Source organism: Pelagibius sp. 7325 (assembly GCF_037652055.1).
Classification (GTDB): Bacteria; Pseudomonadota; Alphaproteobacteria; order Kiloniellales; family Kiloniellaceae; genus Pelagibius.
Map to the genome: position 1 here is coordinate 51,614 of NZ_JBBKAH010000008.1, position 25,936 is coordinate 77,549.

The window sequence follows — 25,936 nt, forward strand, 5'->3', positions numbered from 1 at the left end:
CCTTATTCCGCGGCTTCGGAGATCGGGCGGCCGGCCTTGTCGTTGCCGCGCGTCTTGGCGTCGGCGTCCGCGTCCGTCCGCTTTGCCGCCCCCCGGTCGCGGCGGCGCGCCCGCCAGGCGCTGAGGTTTGCGCGCACCATCAGCGCCGAGGGCGTCACCACCAGGGTCAGCAGGGTCGCGAAGGTCAGGCCGAAGACGATGGCGGTGGACAGCTGGCGCCACCACTGGGTCGAGGGCGCGCCGATTTGCACCGTGCGCGAGAAGAAGTCGATGTTCATGGCCAGCACCATGGGCATGAGGCCCAGGATGGTGGTGATCGTGGTCAGCATCACGGGGCGCAGGCGCTGGGCACCGGTGCGCAGGATCGCCTCGCGTGCCGATTGCGTGGTCTCGCGCAGGCGGTCGAAGGTGTCGATCAGCACGATGTTGTTGTTCACCACGATGCCCGCCAGCGCGATGACGCCGATGCCCGACATGACGATGCCGAAGGGCTGGTGGGTGACCAGCAGGCCGATCATCACGCCGACGGTGGACATGATGACCGCGCTGAGGATCAGGCCCGCGCTGTAGAAGCTGTTGAACTGCGTCACCAGGATGATCGCCATGAGGAAGAGGGCGACCGCGAAAGCCTTGCCGAGGAAATCGGAAGCGGCTTTCTGCTCCTCGTCCTCACCCTTGAACTGAAAGGTGAGGCGCGAATCGAACTGCTGGCTCGCCAGCCAGCTGCGAACCTGCTGCACCTTGTCGTCGACCAGCAGGCCGGGCGCCACGTCGGCCTTCACCGTCATGGCGCGGTTGCCGTCGGTGCGCTTCAGCTGGCCGACCTTCTGCTTGGGCAAGCGGGTCACGAAGTTGGAGATCGGCACCAGGCCGGCGGAAGTCTGCATGCGGATGCGGTCGAGCTGCTCGATGGTGCGATAAGCCTCGGGCAGGCGCACCACGATGTCGATTTCTTCGCTGCTGTCGTCGGGTCGGTACTCGCCGAGCTTCATGCCGTTGGTGATCATCCGCACGTAGCTGCCGATCAAGCTGATATCGGCGCCGAACTTGGCGGCCTGCGCGCGGTCGACCGACAGCTCCCACTCGATGCCGGGGATCTGGGCGCCGTCCTCGATGTCGATGAAGCCGTCCATCTCGGCCATCGCCTGGGCGATGCGCTTGACCGCCGGCTCGATGAGCGCCGGATTGGAGGAGGAGACCTCGACCTGCACCGGCTTGCCGACCGGCGGGCCGGCTTCTTCCTTGCGGGCCTCGACGAAGATGCCGGCGAAGATCTCGCTGCGCCGGCGGATCTCGCCCAGGATCTCGTCGGCCGGCCGGCGTGTGAACCAGTCTGTGAACTCCAGGGTGATCTTGCCGATGACGTCTTCCGCCTCATCGCCGCCCTGCTGACCGGAGGAAGCCATGGACTGCGAGGTGATGGCGTGGAACTCGCCGTGCTCGCGCTGGATCGCCAGCACGACCTGCTCGACCTGGCGGACCAGGGCGTCGCGCTCGTCGACCGAGAGGTTGCCGCGCGCGTGGAGCTGCAGCACGGCGTTCTGCGGCTCCACGTCCGGGAAGAACTCGACGCCGCGCCCGAAGGTGGCGTAGGCACCCATCACCAGGACCAGCGACGCCACAGCGGCCAGCAGGATCTTGCCCGGGTGGTTGAGCGCGGCATTCAGGACTTTGAGGTAGCGCCCGGTCCAGCCCTTGATGTCGTTGAGGTCGCCGCTCTCGCCGGCGGCCAGCGCCTTCATGGTCTCCGGGTCGGCGGCGCCGCCGGCCTTGCCGAACACCGAGCCGAGGGTGGGCACGAAGATCAAGGCCATGGCCAGCGAGGCGGTCAGCGTCGCGATCAGGGTCAGCGGCAGGAACTTCATGAACTCGCCGACCGTGCCCGGCCAGAACATCAGCGGCAGGAAAGCGGCCAGCGTGGTCGCCGTGGCGGCGATGATCGGCCAGGCCATGCGCTTGCCGGCCAGGGCGTAGGCCTCCTTCTTCGGCAGCCCCTCGCTCATCTTGCGGTCGGCGTACTCGGTCACCACGATGGCGCCGTCGACCAGCATGCCGACGGCCAGGATGAGGGCGAACAGCACCACGATGTTGACCGTCAGGCCGGCCACCGCCAGCACCAGGATGCCGGTGAGGAAAGAGCCCGGGATGGCGATGCCGACGAAGCAGGCCGAGCGGATGCCCAGGGCCGCGACCACCACCACCATGACCAGCAGGATCGCACTCAGCACGTTGTTCTGCAGGTCCAGCAGGTTGTTGCGGATATCGGTCGACTTGTCCTGGCTGTAGGCGACGCTGACCGTCGAGGGCCAGGTGTCGCGCGATGCCTCGACCACCGCGCGCACCTGCTCGATGGTCTCGATGATGTTCTCGCCGGTCCGCTTGGACACCTCGAGCGCGAGGGAAGGCTGGCCGTTGAGCCGCGCGTAGCCGTCGGAGTCCTTGAAGGTGCGGTGCAGGGTGGCGATGTCGCGGAAGCGTACGACCGCGTCGCCGCTGACCTTCACCGGCAGGTTGACGATGTCCTCCATGGTCTCGAACAGGCCGGGCACCTTTACCGCGAAGCGGCCCTGGCCGGTGTCCAGCGAGCCGGCGGCGATCACCAGGTTGGACTTCGACACCATGGTGAGGATGTCCTCGGCGTCGAGGTTGTAGCTCTCCAGCGCCAGGGGATCGATGATGACCTCCAGCAACTCGTCGCGGTCGCCGACGATCTCGGCCTCCAGCACGCTTGAGATGCCTTCGATGCGGTCCTGCAGGTCGCGCGCGATGCGCAGCAGGGTGCGCTCCGGCGCGCTGCCCGACAGCGAGACGGTGAGCACCGGGAAGAGCGACAGGTTGATCTCGTGGACCGTCGGTTCTTCGGCGTCTTCCGGCAGCTCCGCCTTGGCGAGATCGACCTTCTCGCGCACGTCGATCAGCGCCATGTCGGCATCGAAGCCGGCGTCGAACTCCATCACCACGTTGGCGCCGCCCAGGTAAGCGGTGGAGGTCATCTCCTTAACGCCTTCGATGGCGCGCAGCTCTTTTTCCATCGGCTTGATGAGCAGGCGCTCGGCGTCCTCCGGCGAGATACCTTCGTGCACCATGCTGACGTAGAGCGTCGGGATGTTGACGTCGGGCGAGTCTTCCTTGGGGATTGTCTGGTAGGCGACGGTGCCGGCGACCAGGATCAGCACCAGGGTCAGGATGACCGTGCGGCTGTGGGAGATGGCGGCGTCGATGATCGCGTTCACGACGACAGCCCCTCCAGGTTCTGCTCGATCTCGGATTCCGACACGCCGCGCACCGTGTCGCCGTTGCCGACGTACTCCTGGCCGACGGTGATCAGGGTGGCCTCGTCCGGCAGGCCGGTGATCCACATGCCTTCGGCGTCGGTGTCGACGATCTTGACGGGATGAAACACCACGCGGCTGTCGGCATCGACCGTCTTGACGCCGATGTCGCCGGCATCGGACAGCGTCAGCACGGCGGGCGAGACCCGGTGCGCCTTGACCTCGCTGAGCGGCAGCGCGATCTCGGCCGTCATGCCGGCGGAGATGCTGTGGGCGGGGTTCGGCACTTCCAGCTCGACGCGGAAGGTGCGGGTCGCCTCGTCGGCGACGGCGGAGATGTGGCGGATGAATCCGGCCACGGTCTCACCGGTCATCAGGCGCGCCTGACCGGGCGTGCCGAGGGTGAGGCGCTGCACGTCACGCTCGTTCACCTGGGTGACGATCAGCATGGGGTCGAGCTCGACCAGCTGGGCGATGGGATCGGCGCGGTCGACGAAGTCGCCGATCTCGACCATGCGCTGGTCGACGACGCCGTCGAAGGGCGCGCGGATGGTCGTGTAGCTGAGCTCCACCTCGGCGATCTTCACTGCGGCCTCGGCCGCCTCCAGCGATGCCTGCGTGGCCGCCACCTGGGTTTCGGCGCGGAAGCCTTTCTGCGACAGCTTGCGGTCGGCCTCGTGCTCGATCTTGCGCTGTGCTAGCAGGGCCTTGGCTTCGGCCAGGCGGGCCGGGCGGTCGCCGGCCGCCAGCTTGGCGATGACCTCGCCGGCGGTGACCCGGGTGCCGTCCTCGACGCTCAGCTCGACGATCCGCCCGTCGGTCTCCGAGCGGATCTCGACCAGGCGGTTGGCTTCGGTGCGGCCGCGCAGCAGGTCGATGACCGCGTGGGGCTCGGCGGTCGAGGGCCGCACGCGCACCAGCGGCGGCGCGTTGAGCGCGGTCAGGTCGACCGGCGGCTTCTGCGCTTCGGGCGCGCTGCCGGTCTCGCCGAACTGGCCGGAGAGCACCCAGAGCGTGGCGCCGATGGCCAGCAGCACGGCAAAGAGGAGGGACCGTTTCATTGCGCGGGACTCTTGCTTCGGGCGGCCAGGGGCCGGCCCGGATCGTTTACATGGTAAAAGGTTTTGCCGCCGGTCATGCTATCCCTACGAACGGTCGGCCGGTTTCGTGTCCGCTGTCGCATCGCTTTTGTCCTCGCCGCTACTCGGCGACCTGCAGCGGCACGTCGCCGATCTCGGCGACCAGCTCGGCGCGGTGGGCCTCGAGATAGTCGGCGGCCGCGCGGTAGACGGCGATGCCCATGCCGCGCACGAAGTCGGTGCCGGCCGGGCGCTCGGCGCAGCTGCAGCTTTCCATGCGCGCCAGCATGGCGCGGTACCAGGCGATGCGCTCGCCGATCAGCCGGTCGACGCGGGCCGGCGGCAGGTACTGGGCGAAGGAAAGAATGAAAAGGAAATCGGAGCGCATGACGTCCGGCGCCGGCTCCACCATCAGCGCCGCGATCAGGGCATTCCGCCCCTTGGCGGTGATCGAGTAGATCTTCTTGTCCGGCCGCTTGTCCTGCGCCTGCGCGCGCAGCTGGACCAGGCCTTCGGTGCTCAAGGCGTTGAGAGCGGGATAGATCGACCCGAAGCTGGCCTGGTGAAAGTGGCTGAACGGGCCTTCCTCGAAGGCCTTCTTGATCTCGTAGCCGCTGGCCTCGCCGCGGGACAGCACGCCCAGGCAAAGGGTCTTAACGTCCATGGCGGGTGTTCTCCTGAGAGGGGCTGCGCGCGGAGTGTATTCAATATATCGAAGCGGTATATATCAAGCCAATATAGGTGAGACGCGGCCCGGCGCCACCCCCGGCCCCCGGAATTTTCGTGATTTGCGACAAAAGTATATAAAAATCAAACATTTGATTGGGTAGCCGCAAAGGCGGTAAAATGTCGGGTCGTATCAGAAGAGGGAAGGGGCGCCCATGATTGCCGCATTTTCGGCTTCGCTGTCGGGCCTGATGGCCCAGAGCAAGCGCCTGGCGGTATCCGCCGACAACGTTGCCAACATGACCACCCGCGGCGTCCGCAAGGACGGCCCGCCGGTTGAGTCAGGCGGGCAGCCTGGCGCCTATGTGCCCAAGCGCACCCAGGACGTCACCACCGCCGGCGGCGGCGTGCGTGCCGAGGTCCGCCCGGTGACGCCGCCCTCGGTCGAAGTGTATGCGCCCGGCAATCCCGACGCCGACGCCAACGGCGTGGCCGCGATCGCCAACGTGAATCTGGCCGAGGAGCTGGTGACCCAGATCCAGGCACAGCGCGCCTACGAGGCCAATGCCAAGGCGTTCCGGACCCAGGACGAGGTCATCGACAGCCTGCTCGACATCAAGTCGTAGCGGCAGGCCTTAGCGGGCGAAGTGCCGGACGGCTGCGGCCCCAAGGGGGGCAGCGGCACGGCTCCCGCTTCCGGGGCGTGCTCGTGCGGAATTTGCCAGTGTTTTCGGTTGGTTACCGATGCTACTCAGCCACCGGAATGCGGCCACCGGACTGCGGCTGCCACGCGGCCGGCGGCCACGGCATCAGCACTCAGGTAGGGTAGGCGCTGGCTTAGGCGGCGATGCCTTCACGCCACGCGCTGGTGGACTTGCAGGACTGGCAAACCCGCTCGCCCGGCCACGAAGAGACGAACTCGGAACTGCACATCAGGCAGCTCCGACGCTTCTTCTCGTAGGCGCGGTCTGACTTGGGCTTGGAGTTTTTCGTGGAGTCACTCATGGCCGCGGTGATACCGGGGCCAGCATTTGAATGCAACAAAAATGTTGCACCGCAATGACGAATTTACGCCCTCTGCGTCATGTAGACTATTCCGAATTGTCCTAAAATCTAATTAATTTAGCCAGGAACACAACAGAGAAATATCATGGCGCAAGTGGTCTACGACCCGCAGCCGCAGGCGATCGCACATAGCGGCTTGCGCGCCCTCTACGACTACTGGGACGGACGCCGGCCGGGCGCGCGGCTGCCGGGCCGCCAGCACCTCGATCCTCTCGATATTCCAGGGCTGCTGCCCAATCTGATGCTGGTGGATGTGGCCGCCCCCGATGATTTGCGGTTCCGCCTGGTGGGGACCGCACTGGTCGGCTGGTTCGGTCGCGACACCACGGGTCTGGCCCTTGGGGATGTCTATTCCAGCAAGGATTGGGAACGAATTCTTGAAGATTATCGCTACGTCATCCGCGAGCGGCGGCCCTGCCTGACCGTCAGCAAGATTGCGGCGGGCAGCCATGGCCGCCGGCAACCCTATCAGCGCCTGCTGCTGCCCCTGGCGCGCGACGGCGCGCAGGTCGACATGCTGCTGGCCGGTGTGTTCTGGCGCGAGCCGGCCGGATAGGCTTTCCCCTTTCGAGTCATCTTCTCCCCGGCCCGGCGATTTGGTATCGTCGTCTGCAGGGAAGCGTGTCCGCCGCGGCAAGGACCCCGGAAGAGGGCCGGTGGCAGCGGGCATCGTATCGGGGAGCCGCGCAGCGGGAGCCCGTTCAGGGGAGGATGAAGCGATGTATCGTTCAGTGATCGAGAGCGAGCAGGAAGGCAGCGAACGCCGGCGTCTGTGGCGCTGGGCCGAGGGCATCCTGGTCGCGGTCGTGGTGGTGGTCGGCGTTACCTTCCTGTTCGGGCTGATCAATTTCTGATCCGTAAGGGCGGCGGCGCATAATGATGCTGCGGCGTAAGAAATCGCCGCATGCTACTGTGCTGCCATGGCTCTTTCCCTTCGACAGGTCCGCTATTTCATCGCCGTAGCCGAAAACGGCTCGGTGACCGGCGCCGCCCAGCAGCTCTCCGTCTCGCAGTCCACCGTCACCGAGGCGATCAAGGGGCTGGAGGACGATCTGGGCGTCCAGCTGATCGAACGCCAGGCGCGCGGCGTCGCCCTCAGCTACAAGGGCCAGCAGTTCCTGCGCCACGCCCACCGCATCCTTGCCGAGGTGTCCGACGCGCAGAGCGCGCTGCGCGACCAGGAGGCGCCGCTGGCCGGCAGCCTGCACATCGGCGTCACCACCCTGGTCGCCGGCTACTGCCTTTCCGATCTGCTGGCGCGCTTCCGCCGGGTCTTCCCGGCGGTGCAGGTGAGCGCCGTGGAGGACACCCGCGACTACCTGGAGCACCTGCTGCTGAACGGCGAGATCGACGTCGCCGTCATCATCGTCTCGAACCTGCGCGACAACGTCGCGCTGGAGACCGAGACCCTGCAGACCTCCAGCTATCACCTGTGGCTGCCGAGCGGCCACCGGCTGCTGCGCAGCGGCCCGGTCAGCCTCACCGAGATGGCCGAGGAGGCACTGATCGTGCTGTCGGTCGACGAGGTGGAGGAGGTTACGGGGCGCTACTGGCGCCAGGCCGGCGTGCGCCCCAAGGTCGCCTTCCGCACCCGTTCGGTGGAGGCGGTGCGCAGCCTGGTGGCGACCGGCGCCGGCATCGCGGTGCTGCCGGATCTCGCCTACCGGCCGTGGTCGCTGGAAGGCGACCGCATCGAGGCGCGGCCGATCAAGGAGACCCTGCCGGAACTGACCGTGGGCGTCGCCTGGCGCAAGGGCCTGCCGCTGGCACCGGTCGCCGAGACCTTCATCGACCTGGCGGTGACGCAACGACGGCGCTGAGCCTAGAAGCAGCTATCGGTTTTTCCGATAAGTCATTTTAACATTTTGAATTGGCGAAAACTCTTCCGGCATCGCTATGCTTCCGGCCTCAGCGGCGGTGCAACAGCCTTCAGGCGTGCCAAGAAAAGCCTGCGAAAAGGCGGCCCCGCGCGCAAAGTCCGCAAACGGGGAGCTTTCGGATGGTCAAATTGCTACAGGCTGCGACCGCGGTCGCAGCGGTTTTCGTTCTGCAGGGGCCGCTTGCGGCCGCTGAGATGAAGACGGAGATCGGCGCCGGCGAGGGCGTCGTCGATATCGTCGCCTGGCCGGGCTACATCGAGCGCGGCGAGACCGACAAGAACTTCGACTGGGTCACCGACTTCGAGGCCAAGACCGGCTGCCAGGTGCGCGTGAAGACCGCCGGGACCTCCGACGAAATGGTCGCGCTGATGAACGAGGGCGGCTTCGACCTGGTGACCGCTTCGGGCGATGCCAGCCTGCGCCTCATCTCCGGCAAGCGGGTGCAGCCGATCAACACCGACCTGGTGCCGAGCTGGTCCAAGGTGGACCCGCGCCTGCAGTCGGCGCGCTGGCACACGGTGGATGGCGTGCACTACGGCGTGCCCTACCAGTGGGGCTCCAACGTGCTGATGTACAACACCGAGGTCTTCAAAGGCACGGCGCCGACCTCCTGGAAGGTGGTGTTCGAGGAGACCACCCTGCCGGACGGCCAGTCCAACAAGGGCCGGGTGCAGGCCTTCGACGGGCCGATCTACATCGCCGACGCCGCGCTCTATCTGAAGGCCCACAATCCCGAGCTGGGCATCGTGGATCCCTACGAGCTGAACGAGGATCAGTACAAGGCGGCGCTCGACCTGCTGCGCGGCCAGCGCGAACTGGTCAGCCGCTACTGGCATGACGCCTTCGTGCAGATCGACGACTTCAACAACGAAGGCATCGCCGCCTCGTCGTCCTGGCCGTTCCAGGTGAACCTGCTGGTCGCCGACGGCAAGCCCATCGCCAGCACGGTGCCGTCGGAAGGCGCCACCGGCTGGGCCGACACCACCATGATGCACGCGGACGCGCCGCATCCGAACTGCGCCTACCTGTGGCTGGAGCACTCGATCAATCCGAAGCTGCAGGGCGATCTCGCTGCCTGGTTCGGCTCGGTGCCGGCGGTGTTGGACGCCTGCAAGGGTAACGCCCTGCTGGGCGACGAGGGCTGCGAGACCAACGGCCTCGGCAACTTCGAGCGGATCAGCTTCTGGCGCACGCCAGTCTCCCAGTGCGAGACCCAGGAAACCTGCGTGCCCTACTACCGCTGGGTGACCGACTACATCGCCGTGTTGGGCGGCCGGTAGTCGTCGTTTGCGCGTGGCACATCCTTCGAGACGCGCGGCCGGGCGTTTGCCCGGCCGCGCTCCTCAGGATGAGGTCCTAATTTCATGACAGAAAGAAAAGAGGCGGCGGGCGTGACATCTGAAACCGTCGCCGTGCGCTTCCAGCGGGTGGCACGTCACTTCGGCGAGGTGCGGGCGGTCGACGCCGTCGACCTCGACATCCGCGCCGGCGAGTTCTTCGCCATGCTGGGGCCTTCGGGCTCCGGCAAGACCACTTGCCTGCGCCTCATCGCCGGCTTCGAGCAGCCCGATGCCGGCCACATCGAGATCTTCGGCGAAACCGTCGAGGGCGTGCCGGCCTATCGCCGCAACGTGAACACCGTGTTCCAGGACTACGCGCTGTTCCCGCACATGACGGTGCTGGACAACGTCGCCTACGCGCTGCGCATCCGCGGCCTCGGCAAGGCCGCGCGCCACGACAGGGCGCGCCAGGCGCTCGCCCTGGTGCGGCTGGAAGGCTACGACGACCGCCGCCCGGTGCAGCTGTCCGGCGGCCAGCGTCAGCGCGTCGCGCTGGCCCGCGCGCTGGTCGGCGAACCCAAGGTGCTGCTGCTCGACGAGCCGCTCGGCGCGCTCGATCTGAAGCTGCGCGAGCAGATGCAGGTCGAACTGAAAGAGCTGCAGCAGCGCCTCGGCATCACCTTCGTCTTCGTCACCCACGACCAGAGCGAAGCGCTCTCCATGAGCGACCGCCTGGCGGTCTTCAACGAGGGCCGCATCATGCAGATCGGCACCCCCGAGGAGATCTACGAGGCGCCACGCAACCGCTTCGTCGCCGGCTTCGTCGGCTCGTCCAACGTGCTGGAGCCGGCCGTCGCCGAGACGCTTTGCGGCACGCGCGGCCTCGTCAGCCTGCGGCCCGAGCGCATCGCGCTGCTGGCGCCGGGCGCGGCGGTGCCGGACGACTGCATCGTCGCCGAGGGGCGCGTCGCCAGCCTGCAGTTCCATGGTGCGACGCGCCGTCTCGCCGTGGCCGCCGCCGGCACCACGCTGCTGGTGATGCTGTCGTCGGCGCAGGCCACGCCGCCGCGCGCCGGCGAGGCCGTGCGCCTCGCCTGGCCGCGCGCGGCCATGCATGCCATGGACCCGTCGTGAGGGAGGGTGCGTGATGGCGGACGCGGCGCTGACGGCGCAGGCAGTGGAGGGGGGGGCGGTGGAGCGGGGCGGCGGCCCGCTGCGGCGCTTGTCCGACGTCCTGGTCACGCGCCCGCGTCTGCTGCTGGTGATCCTGCTGGCGCCGCCGCTGCTGTGGCTCGGCGTCGTCTACCTGGGATCGCTCTTCGCGCTGCTGCTGCAGAGCTTCTTCTCGATCGACGAGTTCTCCGGCCTCATCCAGTACGAGTTCACGCTGAAGACCTACGGCGAGCTGCTGCAGCCGGCCAACCTCGACATCATCATCCGCACCGTGACCATGGCGGCGGCGGTGACGCTGGCCAGCGCCGCGATCGCCTTTCCCATCGCCTACTACGCCGCGCGCTATGCCAGGGGCCGCTGGAAGGCGCTGTTCTATCTCGCCGTCATGCTGCCGCTGTGGTCGAGCTACCTGGTGCGGGTCTATTCCTGGAAGCTGATCCTGGCCAAGGAAGGCATCCTCAACTGGCTCTTCGCCGAGCTGCACCTGACCTGGCTGCTGGACGCGGTTCTCGCGGTGCCGGTGATCGGCGGGCCGTCGCTGTCGATCAGCTACATCGGCACCTTCCTGGTGTTCCTCTACATCTGGCTGCCGTTCATGATCCTGCCGATCCAGGCGTCCCTGGAGCGCGTGCCGTCGAGCCTCATCGAGGCCTCCGGCGACCTCGGCGCGACGCCGCGCCAAGCCTTTACGACGGTGATCCTGCCGCTGGCGCTGCCGGGCATCGTCGCCGGCTCGATCTTCACCTTCTCGCTGACGCTGGGCGACTACATCATTCCGCAGATCGTCGGCTCGTCGCGCCTCTTCATCGGCCAGGCGGTCTACACCCACCAGGGCACCGCCGGGAACATCCCGCTGGCCGCCGCCTTTACCGTGGTGCCCATCGTCATCATGGCCTTCTACCTGTGGGGCGCGAGGAAGCTGGGGGCGTTCAATGCGCTCTAGAACGCAAAGGGCACCCCTGGGCCTGAAGCTGGCGGCGGCGGCGGGCCTCGCCTTCCTGCACCTGCCGCTGCTGCTGATCTTTCTCTACGCCTTCACCACGGAGGAGAAGAGCTACCAGTTCCCGCCGCCGGGCCTGACGGCCAAGTGGTTCGCCGTCGCCTGGGGGCGCGACGACATCTGGCAGGCGCTCAGCCTCTCGGTGCAGGTGGCGGCGATCTCCACCCTCATCGCCATGCTGCTGGGCACGCTGGCGGCCGGCGCGGTGGCGCGCAGCCGCTTCTTCGGGCGCGAGACGGTCTCGCTGCTCATCATCCTGCCCATCGCGCTGCCCGGCATCATCACCGGCATCGCCCTGCGCTCGGCCTTCAGCCTGGCGGAGATTCCCTTCAGCTTCTGGACCATCGTGCTGGGCCACGCGACCTTCTGCGTCGTCGTCGTTTACAACAACGCGGTGGCGCGCCTGCGCCGCGCGTCGGGCTCGCTCATCGAGGCCTCGATGGATCTCGGCGCCGACGGCTTCCAGACCTTCCGCCTGGTTATCCTGCCGAACATGGCGACGGCGTTGCTGGCCGGCGGCATGCTGGCCTTCGCGCTCAGTTTCGACGAGGTCATCGTCACCACCTTCACGGCGGGCCAGCAGTCGACCCTGCCGATCTGGATGCTGACCGAACTGGTCAGGCCGCGCCAGCGCCCGGTGACCAACGTCGTCGCGGTTTTCGTCATCGCCGTGACCTTCATTCCCATTCTCGCCGCCTACTACCTGACCCGCGAAGGCCAGCACAGCGGCGGCGAAGGCAAATAAACGCAACTCGAACAGGGAGACCCGCCATGCAGCCCCAATTGCAAACCGCGATGCTGATCGGTACCGCCTTCGAAGCGGGCACCGAAGAGGCGGAGACCGTGCTGAACCCGGCGACGGGGGAAACCATCCTGGCGCTGCCGGAAGCCTCCAGCGACCAGATCGACCGCGCGGTGGCGGCGGCGGAAAAGGCCTTCGCCTCGTGGCGCCGCACCACGCCGGGCCAGCGCGCCAACGCGCTGCTGAAGCTGGCCGACAGGATCGAGGCCGAAGGTCCCGAGTTCGCCCGCCTGGAAGCGCTGAACTGCGGCAAGCCCTACAACAACGTGCTGAACGACGAGATCCCGGCGGTAGTCGACGTGCTGCGCTTCTTCGCCGGCGCGGCGCGCTGCCTGCACGGCTCGGCGGCGGGCGAGTACATCCAGGGCTTCACCTCGATGATCCGCCGCGACCCCATCGGCGTGGTCGCCTCCATCGCACCGTGGAACTATCCGCTGATGATGGCGGCCTGGAAAATCGGCCCGGCCATCGCCGGCGGCAACTGCGTGGTGCTGAAGCCCTCCGAGCAGACGCCGCTGACGACGCTGAAGCTGGCAGAGGTCGCCGCCGAGGTGCTGCCGGAAGGCGTGCTGAACGTGGTGCTGGGCCGCGGCGATTCGGTCGGCAACGCCCTCATCCACCATCCGCGCGTGAACATGATCTCGCTGACCGGCGACGTCGCCACCGGTAAGAAGGTGCTGCAGGCGGCGGCGAAGTCGGTGAAGCGCACCCACCTGGAGCTGGGCGGCAAGGCGCCGGTCATCGTGTTCGACGACGCCGACATTGACGCGGTGGTCGCCGGCGTGCGCACCTTCGGCTACTACAACGCCGGGCAGGACTGCACCGCGGCCTGCCGCATCTACGCGTCGTCCAAGGTCTACGACAACCTGGTGGCGGACCTCACCTCGGCGGTCTCCAGCATCGCCTACGCCAACAAGGACGACAGCAAGAACGAGATCGGCCCGCTGATCTCGGCGCGCCAGCGCGACCGCGTCTCCAGCTTCGTCGAGCGCGCCGCCAGCCGCAACCACATCGAGATCACCACCGGCGGCCGCCCCGCCGACGGGAACGGCTTCTTCTACCAGCCGACCGTGGTTGCCGGCGCGCTGCAGGACGACGAGATCGTGCAGCGCGAGGTCTTCGGGCCGGTGGTCTCGGTCACCCGCTTCGACGACGTCGACACCGCCGTCGCCTGGGCCAACAATTCCGACTACGGCCTGGCGTCCTCGGTGTGGACCAAGGACGTATCGCGCGCCATGGCGACGGCGGCCCGCCTGGAATACGGCTGCACCTGGGTGAACTGCCACTTCATGCTGGCCAACGAGATGCCGCACGGCGGCCTCAAGTCGTCCGGCTACGGCAAGGACATGTCGATGTACGCGCTGGAGGACTACACCGTCGTGCGCCATGTCATGGTCGCACACGGGTAACTGTGCCACCAGACACCACTGTCGCCCCGGGGCTTGACCCCGGGGCCCATTGGCGTCAGCGCGTGGCGATGCCATGCCCCCTTTGCATCCCCGCCGGCCGCAAGCGCAGGGCCCTTCGCATCGGCGTCATCCAGCGATGAGGGCAATGGGTCCCGGCATCAAGTGCCGGGACGACAGCGTTGGAGGCGGCGCGGCGGAAACCCGTTTGGCAGCGGGTGTCAGCAGTCTTCTGCCGACCCATTCCCACGATGCGCGCCCGCGACTATTGTCGGCGCGGTGAGGTCGAAGCCCGGCATCGGAGGTGAATGCGGCGATGAGAGAGATTGTGGTCGGGACCTTTCTGTCCCTGGACGGTGTCATGCAGGCGCCCGGCGGTCCCGAGGAGGACACCGAAGGCGGCTTCCGCTTCGGCGGCTGGACCTTCCCTCATTGGGACGAGAAGATGGGGCAGAAGATGGACGAGTCCTTCGCCCAACCTTTCGACCTGCTGCTCGGCCGCAAGACCTACGACATCTTCGCCGCCCACTGGCCCCATGCCGGCGACGAGCCGCCGGGGCCGCTGTTCAACAGCATCACCAAGTACGTCGCGACCTCCGACCCGTCGAGCCTGACCTGGCAGAACTCCCAGGCGCTCGGCAGCGATGTCGTCGCTGCGCTCAAGCAGATCAAGGCGGGCGAGGGGCCGATGCTGCTGGTGCAGGGCAGCAGCAAGCTGCTGCAGACCCTGCTGGCCAACGACCTGGTCGACGAGCTGCGGCTGTGGGTCTTCCCGGTCGTTCTCGGCGGCGGCAAGCGTCTGTTCGGCAATGGCGCGATGCCGGCGGGCTTTTCGCTTACCGACAGCTGGGCCTCGACCACCGGCGTGGTCGCCAGCACCTACCGGCGCGCCGGTGAGGTCAGCATCGGGTCCTTCGCCCTGGAGGAGCCGAGCGAGGCGGAGGTGAAGCGCCGAGCGACGCAGGACGCCTAGGCAGGCCGGAAGCTTTGCTGGCGGCGCCGGCGGCGCGCACGCTAGACTGCGCGCGATGGAGTCGAGTTCCGCGTCTTCCCTGATTCTGGTGGGCTCGTTGGCGAGCCTCTGCGCGGGCCTCGCGACGGCGGTCGGCGCGCTGCCCGTTCTGCTGCTGCGTGAGATCTCCGACGAGGTGCAGGACGTCATGCTGGGCTTTGCCGCCGGCGTGATGCTGGCGGCATCGTTCTTCTCGCTCATCCTGCCGGGCCTGGAAGCGGCGCAGGCCCAGGGCGCCGGTGAAGTCGGCGCGGTCTCCATCGTCATTGCCGGCATCCTGGCCGGGGCGCTCTGCCTCTGGCTCATCCATCGCTACGCACCGCACGAGCATTTCATCACCGGTCCCGAGGGACCGCACACCCAGAATGTGCGGCGCATCTGGCTCTTCGTCATCGCCATCACCCTGCACAACCTCCCGGAGGGCCTTGCCGTTGGAGTCGGCTTCGGCGGCGGCGACTTCGACAACGGCATCGCGCTGGCGATCGGCATCGGGCTGCAGAACATGCCCGAAGGCCTGGCGGTGGCCGTCGCGCTGCTGACCCTGCACTACAGCAAGGCCCAGGCGCTTCTGGTGGCCTTGCTCACCGGACTGGTGGAACCGCTCGGCGGCCTCATCGGCGTCGGCGCGGTGACCGTGGCCGCCTCCCTGCTGCCGTGGGGACTGGCCTTTGCCGCCGGTGCGATGATCTTCGTCATCAGCGACGAGATCATCCCGGAGACCCACCGCAAGGGCTTGGAGAATCACGGCACCGCCGGCCTCATGGTCGGCCTGGTGGTCATGATGTTCCTGGATGTCGTCCTGGGATAGGGCGCTGTCGCTGGCGGCGCATCCGCGGTCGCATGAGGTGTTGCGGCGCGGCGGCGATATCGCCTAAGGTGGCGCCAGATGGTTCCGCCAGTCCGAACGGCGCGGCGGATTAAATGGGAACACGGTGAGGCGTACCCTATAGGGACCGAAGCCGTGGCTGCCCCCGCAACTGTGAGCGGCGAGCGACACCCGGCAAGCCACTGGTCCGACTCGGGCCGGGAAGGCGAGGTGGAGCGATGACCCGCGAGCCAGGATACCTGCCATCGGGATTCTTACTCACTCCGGGCGGGGTTGCCCGGAAGGGCAAGTGGGCGTGCGGTTTCGGTTTCCAGAAAACCAGGCTGCGCCGTGCTGTTGTCTTTCCGGCTGAGTCCGTCAGGGGTCACATCAGTTGGAGGATTTTGATGCGCACGGCATCCGACACCCAGGTTCAGGCCCCCGTTCAGAGCATTTCAAACAGCAAGCGCATGGTCGCCGCGGCGACGCTCTGCTTCGGCCTGGGCGTGGTTTTCCTGACCGGTTTCTCGCACACCGATGCGGTCCACAACGCCGCGCACGACACGCGTCACGCCCTTGCCTTCCCCTGCCACTGAGGCATGATTTTCCGGAGGTAGGGACATGCTTCATCGCATTCTTCTCGCGGCGCTGGTGGCCGGCTTCGTCGGCGGCTTGGCGACCGCGGTGCTGCAGCACTTCACCACCACGCCGCTGATCCTGGAGGCCGAGCTCTACGAGAACGGCGAGGCCGGCGCGGTGCATTCCAGCCTGGCGCCTTCTGGCCTGAACGGCGCCACCTACGGCGGCGCGCGGCTGATCCTCGCCCACACGGGCGGCGATCACGCCGACGGTGATCACGAAGCGTGGGGACCGGCCGACGGCATCGAGCGCACGCTCTACACCGCGGTGGCGACCGTCGGCACCGCCTTCGGTTTCGCCTTGATCCTGCTCTCGGCCATGGTCCTGACCAACACGCGCATCACCGCGCGCAGCGGCCTGCTGTGGGGTCTCGCGGGCTTCGCCGCCGCCGGCCTCGCGCCGGCGCTCGGCCTGGCGCCCGAACTGCCCGGCTCCGCCGCGGCGGAACTGGACCTGCGCCAGATGTGGTGGATCGCCACGGCGGTCGCGACCGCGGGCGGCCTGTGGCTGGCGCTGCGTATTTCGACACCCCTCGCCATCGTCGGCGGCATCGTCCTCATGCTGCTGCCGCACGTGGTCGGCGCACCGCACCCGGGCGGCTTCGTCAGCGAGGTCCCGGCCGAACTGGCCGGCCACTTCGCCGCCGCTTCGCTGGTCGTCATGGCGGTGGTCTGGACCCTCTCGGGCGTTGTCGCGGGCTACGTCTGGCAGCGCGGCGAGGCCAGGCAGGCAGCGGCGGCCGCCGCCTGAGACGGTACGCTTCATGGCGTCAGTCTGCCTGCAGGTCTGCGTATCCTGTAGCGACGCGGCCGGCGGAGAACCCTCCGCCGGCCGCCGTCTTTACGAGGCGCTGGTGAAGGCCTGCGCCGGCAATCCCGAGATCAGCGTCGCGCCGGTCGACTGCTTCGCGGTCTGCGACCGGCCTGTCACGCTGGCGTTCAGCGCGATGGAGGGGGAGCGCTGGAGCTATCTCATCGGCGGCGCCGACGCCGCGCGAGATATCGCCGACATTCTTTCCGCGGCGAAGGCGGTTGCGGCCTCTCCGCACGGTGTCCCGGCGATGGCCGAGCGGCCGTCCTTCTTCCGCAAGGGTGTCATCGCGCGGATGCCGCCGGCCCCTTAGAATTCTTCTGTCACACCGCCGGAAGCCTGGACCCGCCGTAGACCCCGGATCGCGCTCGCTGACGCTCGCTTGTCCGGGGTGACGGTTGGGGAGAAGGCCGAAAGAAATCCGTGAGTGTCGTAGTCAAGGGAGCCACAGTTCCGCTGTCGTCCCGGGAGCAAGTCCCGGGACGACAGTGGTTTCCTTATCGGTATTGGAAAAAGCTAGGCGAGAGGTGTGAATCCGCTAGACCGCGATGGCGGCGGCTTAGGGTGGTGACACCCTCCGGCGCAACGGTTGCTCAGGCCTTGACGATGGCTTTGATCTTGGCGCGCCGCTGCTGCGAGCGCGCGGCGATCTCGTTGTCCTGCTGCTGAATGGCGGTGCGCGCCAGGTCCAGCAGGGAATCGCCGAAGGACTGGTCGAGCTGCTCATTCGGGACACGCCGGTTGGACGTGATGGTCCCGTCTTCGTAGGTCACGTTGAACATCGTGAATGCCGCGGTCTTGTCGGCCTTCTTGCGAGCCATGGCTCGGACTCCATTGGTTCCGGGAAAGGGGGCGGCCCGGGGACGGGCGGCGGCAGTGCGGCTGGGGACGGCCGCCCGGGAGGGTCAGGCCGTCGACGCTCCCCCATCGCCCTGGGTGCCGGTTCCGCCCGGCGCTTCGTTCTGCTGCGCTTTCTCTTCGCGCGCGGCCTGCTTCTCGGCAAGGCGCTTGGCCTTCTTTTCGGCCTTCAGGCGGTCACGTTCTTTGCGCTCGAAATCGTAGTTGGGCTTTCTCGCCATCGTTATCCTCTTTGCTGGGTGTGTCGGACTGCCCGGGGTCGGGGGCCTCGGTGCCTCTCCGGAAGGAATGGCGCCCTCTTGGCCAGGCTCTATGCACGAGACCGCGAAGAATGGCGGGACGGTGGTCGCGGAATCGGCACGCCGGGCCCGATCATGGGCCCGAATTGCGAGATTGCCGCACCCTAGATCATTTGCAGCGGATTGAAACGCTGAATTGTCGTTTCCCATGCCGCCGGTCCGGTGCGGCCGGTGCGGCGCCTTCATTCACACGGCCGCAGACATCGCTAATCAGGTCGCCGGCCCGATCCCCGCTGAATGGTCATTCTTCGCAGCCGGGTAAGCCAGTCTGCGTCAGCGGCTCATGCCGGCGGCAAGCGGACCCTGGCCGCCGCTGCGCCCGGTGAACCGCCGGGCGATGCGGAAGAACAGCGCCAGGCCCAGGCCGAAGGCCACGTGCAGGACGATGCCCTGCTGCAGGCCGTAGGCGGTGAAGCCGGCCCCGACGGGAATGCCCTTCAGCGGGAACACGAAGAACCACAAGGCCAGCAGGGGGACGACGCCGTAGAGCGCGCCGCCGGCGAGCCAGCCGAGGCGCGCGGTCAGCCAGGGCTCGACGGCCGCATAGAGGACGCCCCAGAGGCCGCCGAAGAAGGCCGCCGAGAGGGTCTGCGGCACGCCGAAGGGCGGCACCGCCGCCATGCTCCAGGCGGCGAAGGGCACCGGGGCGCCGGCGGCCTGGTAAAGCGCCAGGACGCCGCTGGAATAGATCAGGACGGAGACGAAGCCGGCCGCAAAGCCGGCGGCGAGACGAAGCGGGACGCTGTTGGACATCGAAGCCTCCTTAAGCCCGGATCCGCCGGGCAGGGCTGTGAGGTGAGGGCGCCGCCGCAATGCGTCAAGGGCGCGGGCGGCGCAAGCGGCCTTGCTCCCCTCTTTGTGATCGCTCTTTCCGTCCGCCTGTTCCGGCTCAGGCGGCGCGCCGCTCCTCTGCCTTAAACGCCCACCGTCTCCAGCGGCAGCGAGTTGGTGTACTTCACCTGCTTGAGCGCGAAGGACGATTCGATGGAGGCGACGTTCTCCACCCGGGTCAGCTTGGTTTTCAGGAAGCGCTCGTAGGCGGCGAGGTCGCGAGTCGCCACGCGCAGCAGGTAGTCGCGCGTCCCGGTCATCAAGTAGCACTCCAGCACTTCCGGGTACTTGCGCACCTCGGCCTCGAAGCTGTCGAGGTCGTCCTCCTGCTGGCGCTCCAGCTTGATGGAGATGAAGACCGAGACCGGCAGGCCGACCGCCTTCTGGTCCAGCAGCGCCACGTAGCGGGTGATCATGCCGGCATCCTCCAGCATGCGCACGCGGCGCAGGCAGGGGGAGGGCGAGAGGCCGACCCGCTCGGCCAGTTCCACGTTGGACAGGCGGCCATTGTCCTGCAGGGCGCCCAGGATCTTGCGGTCGATGACGTCGAGTTTCATGATTGGTGCAATATGCCAGAATTACCGATGCCAGCAGTGTAATCTGCCAAGAATGCCAAGAAAAGTGGCGAGATTGGCAGGTCATGCCAGCCCGTTTTCGCGTAATCTCAAGGACAGCCGCCACCCGAGCACGAGAGAAGATTATGGCGAAGCGCGTTGCCTCTGATCGCACCGATCTGAAGATGCTGGAGGCGCTGGAGAAGAAGGTTCTCTGGCTGTCCTCGTGGATGATCCACAACGCCAACCACCTGCGCCCCAAGGGCGCGATCAAGGTCGGTGGCCACCAGGCCTCCAGCGCCTCGCTGGCGACCCTGATGACGGCGCTGTACTTCGATGTGCTGCGCCCGGCCGACCGCGTCGCGGTGAAGCCGCACGCGAGCCCCGTGTTCCACGCCATCCAGTATCTGCTGGGCAACCAGAGCCGCGACAAGCTGGAGAACTTCCGTGGCTTCGGCGGCGCGCAGTCCTATCCCTCGCGCACCAAGGACGCCGACGACGTCGACTTTTCGACCGGTTCGGTCGGTCTCGGTGTCGCGATCACGTCGTTCGCCTCCATGGTGCAGGACTACGTCCGCGAGAAAGGCTGGTCCAAGAACAGGACCGAGGGGCGTATGATCGCGCTGGTCGGCGACGCGGAGCTGGACGAAGGCAACATCTACGAGGCCCTCATGGAGGGCTGGAAGCACGACCTGCGCAACACCTGGTGGATCATCGACTACAACCGCCAGAGCCTCGACGCGGTGGCGACCAAGAACCTCTACGGCCAGTTCGACAAGCTGTTCCGCTCCATGGGCTGGGATGTCATCACCATCAAGTACGGCCACCTGCTGCAGGCCGCCTTCAAGGAGCCCGGCGGCGAAGCGCTGCGCGACTGGATCGACAGCTGCCCGAACCAGCTCTATTCGGCGCTGACCTTTCAGGGCGGCGCAGCCTGGCGCAAGCGTCTTCTGGACGACCTCGGCGATCAAGGGCAGGTCACAAAGCTCATCGAGAGCCGCGGCGACGACGACCTGGCGCGCCTGATGACCAATCTCGGCGGCCACGACCTGCAGGCCGTGCTCGACGCCTTCCATTCCGTCGACCACGACCGCCCGGTCTGCTTCATCGCCTACACGGTGAAGGGCTACGGCCTGCCGCTGGCGGGGCACAAGGACAACCACGCCGGCCTGATGACGCCGGAGCAGATGGAAGGCTTCCGCGCCAGCCTCGGCGTGCGCGAGGGCCACGAGTGGGAGCCCTTCGAGGCGACGCAGCCGCGAAAGCAGGACATCGAGGCCTTCCTGAAGAAGGTGCCGTTCAACGCCGAGGGACGCCGCCGCTACGAAGCCGCGCGCGTCGCGGTGCCGGCCGCCCTGCCGGTGCCGGCGGGCGAGGTCATGTCGACCCAGGAGGGCTTCGGCAAGATCCTCAACGACATCGCCCGCGAGGACTCGGCGCTGGCCCAGCGCATCGTCACCACCTCGCCGGACGTCACCGTCTCCACCAACCTCGGCCCCTGGGTGAACCGCCGCGGCCTGTTCTCGCACACGCCGACCGCCGACACCTTCCGCGACGAGCGGGTGCCCTCGGCGCAGAAGTGGACCATGTCGCCGCAAGGCCAGCACCTTGAGCTCGGCATCGCCGAGATGAACCTCTTCCTGCTGCTGGGCGCCCTCGGCCTGTCGCATTCGCTGTTCGGCGAGCGCCTGCTGCCCATCGGCACGCTGTACGATCCCTTCATCATGCGCGGCCTGGATGCGCTGAACTACGCCTGCTACCAGGACGCCCGCTTCATCCTGGTGGCGACGCCCTCGGGCGTGACGCTGGCGCCCGAGGGCGGCGCCCACCAGTCGGTGTCGACGCCGCTCATCGGCCTGGCGCAGGACGGCCTCGCCTGCTTCGAGCCCGCCTTCGTCGACGAGCTTTCCACCATCCTGGCGTGGTCCTTCGACTACCTGCAGCGCGACGGCGAAGGCGAGCCATCGGGGCCCTGGCTGCGCGACGAGAAGGGCGGCTCGGTCTACCTGCGCCTCTCGACGCGGCCGCTGGAGCAGCCCAAGCGTGAGATCGGCGGCGCGCTCGCCGCCGACATCATCAACGGCGCCTACTGGCTGCGGGCGCCGGGGCCGAACTGCGAGGTGGTGATCGCCTACCAGGGTACGGTGGCGGAGGAAGCCATCGCCGCCGCCGGCCTGATCGCCGAGGACCGCCGCGACGTCGGCGTGCTGGCGGTGACCTCCGCCGACCGCCTGAACGCCGGCTGGCACGCCGCCGAACGCGCACGGCAGCAGGGTGACAGAAATGCGCGCTCACACATCGAGACCCTGCTGGCGCCGATCGGGCGGGACGCGGGCCTCGTCACCGTGCTGGACGGCCACCCGACCACGCTCTCCTGGCTGGGCGGCGTGCGCGGCCACCGGGTGCAGGCGCTGGGCGTCGAGCACTTTGGCCAGACCGGCACCATCGAGGAACTCTACGCCCACCACCGCATCGACACGGCGGCCATCGTGGCGGCGGCCAACGCCGCCTCGGCGGGGCGCCCGATCCGCTATCTCAGGGCGGTGCCGTAATCTTCTGCGCTGTCGTCGCGGGGCCTGACCCCGGGACCAATTGGCAATTCGCGCCCGGCGCCCTCTCAGCGCGGCTGCAGGGTGCGGGCCAGGCGCAGGAACTCGGGACGATAGGTGTCCCTGGTCGCGGCCGGCGTCAATCCAACCATGCGGTAGTACTTGCCCTCCGCATCGACCAGGATTGCCTGAAAAACATAAAGGGTAGCCGCAGTCTCTTTGTCTTTCGCCTGGCCCTCGAGAATGTACCCGGCCAGTTGGTTGGCCTCGAAGGTGCCTTCCTCGACTATTTCAGGTTCCTCCACGCTGGCAATGTCGTAAAAGGCCGCGCGAGAGTAGTCGATTGTTTTCGCCAGCGGCTCCGCACCAAGCGAACCGGCCACGACCCACAGCGGCTGCGGTGTCGCCGCGGATGGCGCTGCTGCGTAGAGGGCCGCGCTGCCGCCCAAGGTCTGCTGGAACGGCAGCAGTTCGCCTTCCTCGATGGTGAAAGGCAGGATCGCCAGCGGGTCGGCCGTCGCCGTATTGCTGTAGGCGAGAGTTGCCAATGCCTCGTCAAGATCGGTGTTGCTGTAGGCGCCGGCGTGGAGCGCTGCCTCGGGAACGGTCACCACCACCATGCCGGTTTCCTTCGGCAACCTGACGACCAGGAGCCACTTCTGATACTGCTGACCCATGGCCTGTTGCGTGGCGCGGAAACACACGCTCTCGAAGGCGGGTCTCGCCGCCTCGCAAGTGCCGGTCAGGGTCATACCTTGCTTGGCAAGCGCTTGCTCGGTCATGCCGGTGCTCACCTCGTCGTAGGCGACGGGCGGCATGGCTACCATCATAATCGACGCGCCGTTCTCCGGGTTCATGAACCCGGTGAAATCGCCGCTGAGCGTCATGCCTGCGGGGGGCACGAGGCCGACCGAACTGCCGGGAGGGAAGACGGCGTCTTCGGCGTGCAGCGGCGCGGCAGGCAGCAGGCAGACCAGCAGGCCCCACGCAGTCACCCGCAAAGCGCGGTCGACCCTTCTTCTGGACGTGGCCTCTGTCTTCATCTCCTCGGTCCTCCCCGCAGGTTCTGCTCGGCAGCTCGTGTTGAGGTTTTATCTATCACGGGTTGTGTGACCGGAGAAGAAAATGGTTGGGGCAGGCAATTTGCGGGTGCCGGTTCCCGCCGTTTTTTTCCTGTCGCTCCTAAGCCATCCCTGTCGCGGATGCTGTCGCGGGCTTGCCCCGGCGGGTGGACATTTTCCTCCTGATCCGTCGCGATGGGAGGCCGTTCGTGAGCACCTGGTTACCGCGGGAAATCGAGGCCAAGCGCGGCGCGCTGCAGAACGTCCTGCGCCCCATCGCCGAGGCCGGCGGCCTGCCCAACGAGACCTATACTTCCGAGAGCTTCGCCGTCGCCGAGCGCGACGCGGTGCTGGCCAGGACCTGGACCTGCATCGGCGTCGGGGCCTGGGTGCCGCAGCCCGGCGACCTGAAGCCGCTGCGCCTGCAGGGCCTGCCGCTGCTGCTGCTGCGCGACCGCGACGGCGCTGTGAAGGTCTTCCACAACGTCTGCAGCCACCGCGGCCTCGAACTGGTGACCGCGCCCTGCCGGTCCAAGGGCCTGATCCGCTGCCCCTACCATTCCTGGAGCTACGCGCTGGACGGCGCCCTAAAGGCGACCCCTTTCATCGGCGGGCCGGGCAGCAACACCTGTGAGGGTTTCGACAAGGCCAAGCATGGCCTGAAGCCGGTGCGCAGCGCCGTCTGGGCCGATGCCGTGTTCGTCGATCTCTCCGGCGAGGCGCCGGCCTTCGAGGACTTCATGGCGCCGGTCACCCAGCGCTGGGGCGACTTCGACTTCGCGCGTCTCGTCCACGGCGGGCCGGACTCTTCGTTCTCCATCGAGGTCGGCTGCAACTGGAAGCTGGCGGTGGAGAACTACTGCGAGGCCTATCATCTGCCTTGGGTGCATCCGGCGCTGAACAGCTATTCGCGGTTGGAAGACCACTACAACATCGCCATGGCGGACTGCGCGGCGGGGCAGGGCAGCACCGCCTACCGTCCGTCGCTGAGCCCCGACGGGCGCGCCTTTCCCAAGCATCCGGGCCTGCCCGCCAAGTGGGACGGCGCCGCGGAGTACCTGGCGCTGTTCCCCAACGTGCTGTTCGGCGTGCACTCCGACCACTTCTACACGGTGGTCCTGGAGCCGCTCGGGCCCGCCGCGACCCGCGAGCACTTCGAGATCTACTACTTCGACGACGCGGCGCTCGGCGACGGCTACGCCGACCTGCGCGCCACCAACGCGCGCCAGTGGCGCACGGTCTTCGAGGAGGACCTCGGCGTCGTGCAGGGCATGCAGGCGGGACGCGCCTCGACGGCCTTCACGGGGGGCGTGTTCTCGCCGGTGATGGATGGCCCGACCCACTGCTTCCACCAGTGGATGGCGAAAGCGCTGCTCGGCTAGGAGCCTGTGGCCCATCCTTCGAGACGGCGCTGTCGCGCCTCCTCAGGATGAGGATCTAGAAATGAGCCTCACCCTGAGGAGCGATCCGCAGGATCGCGTCTCGAAGGGCGAGGCGGGCCACTGCTAACGGCTTGCGGCCGCCTTCTGCTGCCGTCTGAACTCCTGCACCGGCAGGCCGCCGATGCCCCAATCCGCCATGTCGACTTCGTCGATCACCACCACGGTGGTCGCCGGGTTCTTGTCGAGCACCTGGACCAGCAGGTCGGTAACGCCTTTGATGAGCGCGGCCTTCTGCGCCGCCGTCGCGCCCTCGCGGGTGATCTTCACGTTCACATAGGGCATGGCTTCAGTCCCCTTCTTCGAGGTCGAAGTGAAAGACCTTGGCGATGATCTGCCAGCGGTCCTCCGTCTTGATGAGCGTGAGGAAGTCGGTGAAGACCTTCGGCGCGATGGCGCACTCCACCCGGGCGAAGGCGGTGATCGGGCCGGCGAACTCGATGGAGACGATGCGGTCGCGCCGCGCCTCGCCGCGGCCGGCAGGCGAGGGCCGGGCGTCGACGATGGGGAAGTAGTCCCCCATCGTCAGGTGTACCGGCCTGCCACCGTTCGCCGCCGCTTCGGTCGCCGTCACGTAGACGGCCAGAGGATGGAAGACCCGTCCCAGCCTTTCTGTGTCGCTGTGGTAGAGGCCGTCGAAGTAGATGCCGAGGGCCTCCACGACTTCGCCATATCGGGCGTCCATGGCGTCCGGCTCAGGCCGCAAGGCCTTCGGCCTTGAGCGCCGCCTTGACGCTGTCGCGTGCGGCGACGCGCTGGTGATAGGCGGCGACGTGCGGCCAGGGCGCCAGGCTGATGCTGGTCGGGAAGGTCCAGTTGACGACGGTGAAGAGGTAGGCGTCGGCGACGCTGAAGGTATCGCCCAGCAGGTAGCTGCGCCCGTCGGCCAGCCACTTCTCCACCAGGTCGAGCCGCTGTGCGACCTTCTTCCTGGCAGCCGCCTTCATCTCGTCGCTGCTGCCCGGGGCGAACAGCGGACTGAACGACTTGTGCAGTTCGGTGGCGATGAAGTTCAGGTGCTCCTGCAGGCGCACGCGCTCGCGGGTGCCGGCAGCCGGTGCCAGCGCGGCGGACGGATTGGCGTCGGCGATGAACTGCAGGATGGAGGCGTTCTCGGTCAGCAGGTCGCCGTCGTCCAGCGAGAGGGCCGGGACGTAGCCCTTGGGATTCACTGTCAGGAAGTCGACGCCGCTCTCCGTCTTCTTGCTGGCCTTGTCGAGGCGGTCCAGCTCGAACGTGGCGCCGACCTCGCGCAGCGCGATGTGGGGGGCAAGCGAGCAGGCGCCGGGCAGGTAGTAGAGCTTCATCTCGGTCTCCATGATTTTTCAGGAACGGCCCCGCCGGCGGAGCGGCGGGAGGCGTTGCGAAGAACTAGACCATGCAGTTACTTTTGTATACCTACAGACCAAAGGTTATGGCATTATCGGGTTTCCGATCGGTAACCCTTGGCAAAGCT

At 67.4% G+C, this 25,936-nt stretch carries 27 protein-coding genes and 1 riboswitch; of the genes, 16 read left to right on the plus strand and 11 right to left on the minus strand.

Annotated elements, in window-relative coordinates; genetic code table 11:
• Nucleotides 1-2: 2 nt before the first annotated feature.
• The 3 genes from WDC82_RS17515 to WDC82_RS17525 form a co-directional block, all read right to left on the minus strand.
• Nucleotides 3-3,233: an efflux RND transporter permease subunit gene (locus WDC82_RS17515; protein WP_340118662.1), complete on the minus strand. Its 3,231-nt coding sequence runs from the start codon at nt 3,231-3,233 to the stop codon at nt 3-5.
• Entirely contained in the window at nt 3,230-4,333 is a 1,104-nt protein-coding gene (locus WDC82_RS17520; RefSeq protein WP_340118663.1) for an efflux RND transporter periplasmic adaptor subunit, read from the minus strand. Before WDC82_RS17520 ends, WDC82_RS17515 begins: the two co-directional genes overlap by 4 nt.
• Nucleotides 4,334-4,472: 139 nt before the next feature.
• Nucleotides 4,473-5,015 (minus strand): PadR family transcriptional regulator, encoded by a 543-nt coding sequence (locus tag WDC82_RS17525; RefSeq protein WP_340118664.1) that lies wholly within the window; start codon nt 5,013-5,015, stop codon nt 4,473-4,475.
• A gap of 217 nt (nt 5,016-5,232) precedes the next feature.
• Between WDC82_RS17525 and WDC82_RS17530 the strand changes: the two genes are divergently transcribed.
• The 14 genes from WDC82_RS17530 (at nt 5,233) to WDC82_RS17595 (ending at nt 17,202) form a co-directional block, all read left to right on the plus strand.
• The gene (locus WDC82_RS17530) at nt 5,233-5,643 is read left to right on the plus strand and encodes a flagellar basal body rod C-terminal domain-containing protein (RefSeq protein WP_340118665.1); all 411 of its coding nucleotides are present in this window, start codon (nt 5,233-5,235) and stop codon (nt 5,641-5,643) included.
• Between the two features lie 524 nt (nt 5,644-6,167).
• Nucleotides 6,168-6,638, plus strand: coding sequence for a PAS domain-containing protein (locus tag WDC82_RS17535; RefSeq protein WP_340118666.1), 471 nt, complete (start codon nt 6,168-6,170; stop codon nt 6,636-6,638).
• Between the two features lie 163 nt (nt 6,639-6,801).
• Nucleotides 6,802-6,936: a hypothetical protein gene (locus WDC82_RS17540; RefSeq protein ID WP_340118667.1), complete on the plus strand. Its 135-nt coding sequence runs from the start codon at nt 6,802-6,804 to the stop codon at nt 6,934-6,936.
• A 66-nt stretch (nt 6,937-7,002) separates the two neighbouring features.
• Nucleotides 7,003-7,902: a LysR family transcriptional regulator gene (locus WDC82_RS17545; protein ID WP_340118668.1), complete on the plus strand. Its 900-nt coding sequence runs from the start codon at nt 7,003-7,005 to the stop codon at nt 7,900-7,902.
• 179 nt (nt 7,903-8,081) lie between these two features.
• Complete coding sequence (locus WDC82_RS17550; RefSeq protein WP_340118669.1) at nt 8,082-9,242, plus strand: ABC transporter substrate-binding protein; 1,161 nt, start codon at nt 8,082-8,084, stop codon at nt 9,240-9,242.
• Between the two features lie 84 nt (nt 9,243-9,326).
• On the plus strand, nt 9,327-10,376 hold the full coding sequence (locus WDC82_RS17555) for an ABC transporter ATP-binding protein (protein ID WP_370661564.1): 1,050 nt from the start codon (nt 9,327-9,329) through the stop codon (nt 10,374-10,376).
• Nucleotides 10,377-10,389: 13 nt separating this feature from the next.
• Complete coding sequence (locus WDC82_RS17560) at nt 10,390-11,358, plus strand: ABC transporter permease (protein WP_340118671.1); 969 nt, start codon at nt 10,390-10,392, stop codon at nt 11,356-11,358.
• Nucleotides 11,348-12,160 (plus strand): ABC transporter permease, encoded by an 813-nt coding sequence (locus WDC82_RS17565; RefSeq protein WP_340118672.1) that lies wholly within the window; start codon nt 11,348-11,350, stop codon nt 12,158-12,160. The genes WDC82_RS17560 and WDC82_RS17565 overlap by 11 nt, the downstream gene beginning before the upstream one ends.
• 26 nt (nt 12,161-12,186) lie before the next feature.
• Nucleotides 12,187-13,626, plus strand: a complete 1,440-nt coding sequence (locus WDC82_RS17570) for a gamma-aminobutyraldehyde dehydrogenase (protein ID WP_340118673.1) — start codon at nt 12,187-12,189, stop codon at nt 13,624-13,626.
• A gap of 313 nt (nt 13,627-13,939) precedes the next feature.
• On the plus strand, nt 13,940-14,596 hold the full coding sequence (locus WDC82_RS17575) for a dihydrofolate reductase family protein (protein WP_340118674.1): 657 nt from the start codon (nt 13,940-13,942) through the stop codon (nt 14,594-14,596).
• A 55-nt stretch (nt 14,597-14,651) separates the two neighbouring features.
• Nucleotides 14,652-15,443 carry a ZIP family metal transporter gene (locus WDC82_RS17580; RefSeq protein ID WP_340118675.1) on the plus strand — a complete coding sequence of 264 codons (792 nt, stop codon included), beginning with the start codon at nt 14,652-14,654 and terminating at the stop codon, nt 15,441-15,443.
• 62 nt (nt 15,444-15,505) lie between these two features.
• Nucleotides 15,506-15,723, plus strand: a riboswitch (cobalamin riboswitch).
• A gap of 124 nt (nt 15,724-15,847) precedes the next feature.
• A complete protein-coding gene (locus WDC82_RS17585; protein ID WP_340118676.1) occupies nt 15,848-16,036 on the plus strand; it encodes a CbtB domain-containing protein in 189 nt (62 codons plus the stop codon).
• 25 nt (nt 16,037-16,061) lie between these two features.
• Nucleotides 16,062-16,829 (plus strand): CbtA family protein, encoded by a 768-nt coding sequence (locus WDC82_RS17590; RefSeq protein WP_340118677.1) that lies wholly within the window; start codon nt 16,062-16,064, stop codon nt 16,827-16,829.
• A gap of 13 nt (nt 16,830-16,842) precedes the next feature.
• A complete protein-coding gene (locus WDC82_RS17595; RefSeq protein ID WP_340118678.1) occupies nt 16,843-17,202 on the plus strand; it encodes a DUF1636 domain-containing protein in 360 nt (119 codons plus the stop codon).
• 280 nt (nt 17,203-17,482) lie between these two features.
• On the opposite strand, the gene WDC82_RS17600 is transcribed toward WDC82_RS17595, so the two are convergent.
• From WDC82_RS17600 to WDC82_RS17615, 4 genes are all read right to left on the minus strand, one after another.
• Complete coding sequence (locus WDC82_RS17600; RefSeq protein WP_340118679.1) at nt 17,483-17,710, minus strand: hypothetical protein; 228 nt, start codon at nt 17,708-17,710, stop codon at nt 17,483-17,485.
• A gap of 84 nt (nt 17,711-17,794) precedes the next feature.
• Nucleotides 17,795-17,968 (minus strand): hypothetical protein, encoded by a 174-nt coding sequence (locus WDC82_RS17605; RefSeq protein WP_340118680.1) that lies wholly within the window; start codon nt 17,966-17,968, stop codon nt 17,795-17,797.
• Between the two features lie 351 nt (nt 17,969-18,319).
• Complete coding sequence (locus WDC82_RS17610; RefSeq protein ID WP_340118681.1) at nt 18,320-18,799, minus strand: hypothetical protein; 480 nt, start codon at nt 18,797-18,799, stop codon at nt 18,320-18,322.
• A gap of 161 nt (nt 18,800-18,960) precedes the next feature.
• Entirely contained in the window at nt 18,961-19,437 is a 477-nt protein-coding gene (locus tag WDC82_RS17615; RefSeq protein ID WP_367576133.1) for an Lrp/AsnC family transcriptional regulator, read from the minus strand.
• A gap of 140 nt (nt 19,438-19,577) precedes the next feature.
• Between WDC82_RS17615 and WDC82_RS17620 the strand changes: the two genes are divergently transcribed.
• Nucleotides 19,578-21,983, plus strand: a complete 2,406-nt coding sequence (locus WDC82_RS17620; protein WP_340118683.1) for a transketolase — start codon at nt 19,578-19,580, stop codon at nt 21,981-21,983.
• A gap of 65 nt (nt 21,984-22,048) precedes the next feature.
• Here the strand turns inward: WDC82_RS17620 and WDC82_RS17625 are convergent, their stop codons facing one another.
• Nucleotides 22,049-23,023 carry a hypothetical protein gene (locus tag WDC82_RS17625; RefSeq protein ID WP_340118684.1) on the minus strand — a complete coding sequence of 325 codons (975 nt, stop codon included), beginning with the start codon at nt 23,021-23,023 and terminating at the stop codon, nt 22,049-22,051.
• Between the two features lie 227 nt (nt 23,024-23,250).
• Here WDC82_RS17625 and WDC82_RS17630 point away from each other — a divergent pair, with 227 nt between their 5' ends.
• The gene (locus WDC82_RS17630; protein WP_340118685.1) at nt 23,251-24,423 is read left to right on the plus strand and encodes an SRPBCC family protein; all 1,173 of its coding nucleotides are present in this window, start codon (nt 23,251-23,253) and stop codon (nt 24,421-24,423) included.
• A 123-nt stretch (nt 24,424-24,546) separates the two neighbouring features.
• Here the strand turns inward: WDC82_RS17630 and WDC82_RS17635 are convergent, their stop codons facing one another.
• Genes WDC82_RS17635 through gstA form a run of 3 tightly spaced genes read right to left on the minus strand, consistent with a single transcriptional unit; the run spans nt 24,547 to nt 25,787 of the window.
• On the minus strand, nt 24,547-24,765 hold the full coding sequence (locus WDC82_RS17635) for a 4-oxalocrotonate tautomerase family protein (RefSeq protein ID WP_340118686.1): 219 nt from the start codon (nt 24,763-24,765) through the stop codon (nt 24,547-24,549).
• Between the two features lie 4 nt (nt 24,766-24,769).
• Nucleotides 24,770-25,165, minus strand: a complete 396-nt coding sequence (locus WDC82_RS17640) for a nuclear transport factor 2 family protein (RefSeq protein ID WP_340118687.1) — start codon at nt 25,163-25,165, stop codon at nt 24,770-24,772.
• 10 nt (nt 25,166-25,175) lie between these two features.
• Nucleotides 25,176-25,787 carry a glutathione transferase GstA gene (gstA, locus tag WDC82_RS17645; protein ID WP_340118688.1) on the minus strand — a complete coding sequence of 204 codons (612 nt, stop codon included), beginning with the start codon at nt 25,785-25,787 and terminating at the stop codon, nt 25,176-25,178.
• Nucleotides 25,788-25,936 lie beyond the last annotated feature (149 nt).

Bases quoted from the DNA above. Each gene is read 5' to 3' on its own strand.
- WDC82_RS17595 (WP_340118678.1), top strand. From the start codon at position 16,843: ATGGCGTCAGTCTGCCTGCAGGTCTGCGTATCCTGTAGCGACGCGGCC.
- WDC82_RS17620 (WP_340118683.1), top strand. From the start codon at position 19,578: ATGGCGAAGCGCGTTGCCTCTGATCGCACCGATCTGAAGATGCTGGAG.
- WDC82_RS17635 (WP_340118686.1), bottom strand. From the start codon at position 24,765: ATGCCCTATGTGAACGTGAAGATCACCCGCGAGGGCGCGACGGCGGCG.
- WDC82_RS17590 (WP_340118677.1), top strand. From the start codon at position 16,062: ATGCTTCATCGCATTCTTCTCGCGGCGCTGGTGGCCGGCTTCGTCGGC.
- WDC82_RS17600 (WP_340118679.1), bottom strand. From the start codon at position 17,710: ATGGCTCGCAAGAAGGCCGACAAGACCGCGGCATTCACGATGTTCAAC.
- WDC82_RS17545 (WP_340118668.1), top strand. From the start codon at position 7,003: ATGGCTCTTTCCCTTCGACAGGTCCGCTATTTCATCGCCGTAGCCGAA.
- WDC82_RS17640 (WP_340118687.1), bottom strand. From the start codon at position 25,165: ATGGACGCCCGATATGGCGAAGTCGTGGAGGCCCTCGGCATCTACTTC.
- WDC82_RS17605 (WP_340118680.1), bottom strand. From the start codon at position 17,968: ATGGCGAGAAAGCCCAACTACGATTTCGAGCGCAAAGAACGTGACCGC.
- WDC82_RS17530 (WP_340118665.1), top strand. From the start codon at position 5,233: ATGATTGCCGCATTTTCGGCTTCGCTGTCGGGCCTGATGGCCCAGAGC.
- WDC82_RS17625 (WP_340118684.1), bottom strand. From the start codon at position 23,023: ATGAAGACAGAGGCCACGTCCAGAAGAAGGGTCGACCGCGCTTTGCGG.
- WDC82_RS17540 (WP_340118667.1), top strand. From the start codon at position 6,802: ATGTATCGTTCAGTGATCGAGAGCGAGCAGGAAGGCAGCGAACGCCGG.
- WDC82_RS17520 (WP_340118663.1), bottom strand. From the start codon at position 4,333: ATGAAACGGTCCCTCCTCTTTGCCGTGCTGCTGGCCATCGGCGCCACG.
- WDC82_RS17610 (WP_340118681.1), bottom strand. From the start codon at position 18,799: ATGTCCAACAGCGTCCCGCTTCGTCTCGCCGCCGGCTTTGCGGCCGGC.
- WDC82_RS17565 (WP_340118672.1), top strand. From the start codon at position 11,348: ATGCGCTCTAGAACGCAAAGGGCACCCCTGGGCCTGAAGCTGGCGGCG.
- WDC82_RS17585 (WP_340118676.1), top strand. From the start codon at position 15,848: ATGCGCACGGCATCCGACACCCAGGTTCAGGCCCCCGTTCAGAGCATT.
- WDC82_RS17550 (WP_340118669.1), top strand. From the start codon at position 8,082: ATGGTCAAATTGCTACAGGCTGCGACCGCGGTCGCAGCGGTTTTCGTT.
- WDC82_RS17535 (WP_340118666.1), top strand. From the start codon at position 6,168: ATGGCGCAAGTGGTCTACGACCCGCAGCCGCAGGCGATCGCACATAGC.
- gstA (WP_340118688.1), bottom strand. From the start codon at position 25,787: ATGAAGCTCTACTACCTGCCCGGCGCCTGCTCGCTTGCCCCCCACATC.
- WDC82_RS17560 (WP_340118671.1), top strand. From the start codon at position 10,390: ATGGCGGACGCGGCGCTGACGGCGCAGGCAGTGGAGGGGGGGGCGGTG.
- WDC82_RS17555 (WP_370661564.1), top strand. From the start codon at position 9,327: ATGACAGAAAGAAAAGAGGCGGCGGGCGTGACATCTGAAACCGTCGCC.
- WDC82_RS17575 (WP_340118674.1), top strand. From the start codon at position 13,940: ATGAGAGAGATTGTGGTCGGGACCTTTCTGTCCCTGGACGGTGTCATG.
- WDC82_RS17570 (WP_340118673.1), top strand. From the start codon at position 12,187: ATGCAGCCCCAATTGCAAACCGCGATGCTGATCGGTACCGCCTTCGAA.
- WDC82_RS17525 (WP_340118664.1), bottom strand. From the start codon at position 5,015: ATGGACGTTAAGACCCTTTGCCTGGGCGTGCTGTCCCGCGGCGAGGCC.
- WDC82_RS17580 (WP_340118675.1), top strand. From the start codon at position 14,652: ATGGAGTCGAGTTCCGCGTCTTCCCTGATTCTGGTGGGCTCGTTGGCG.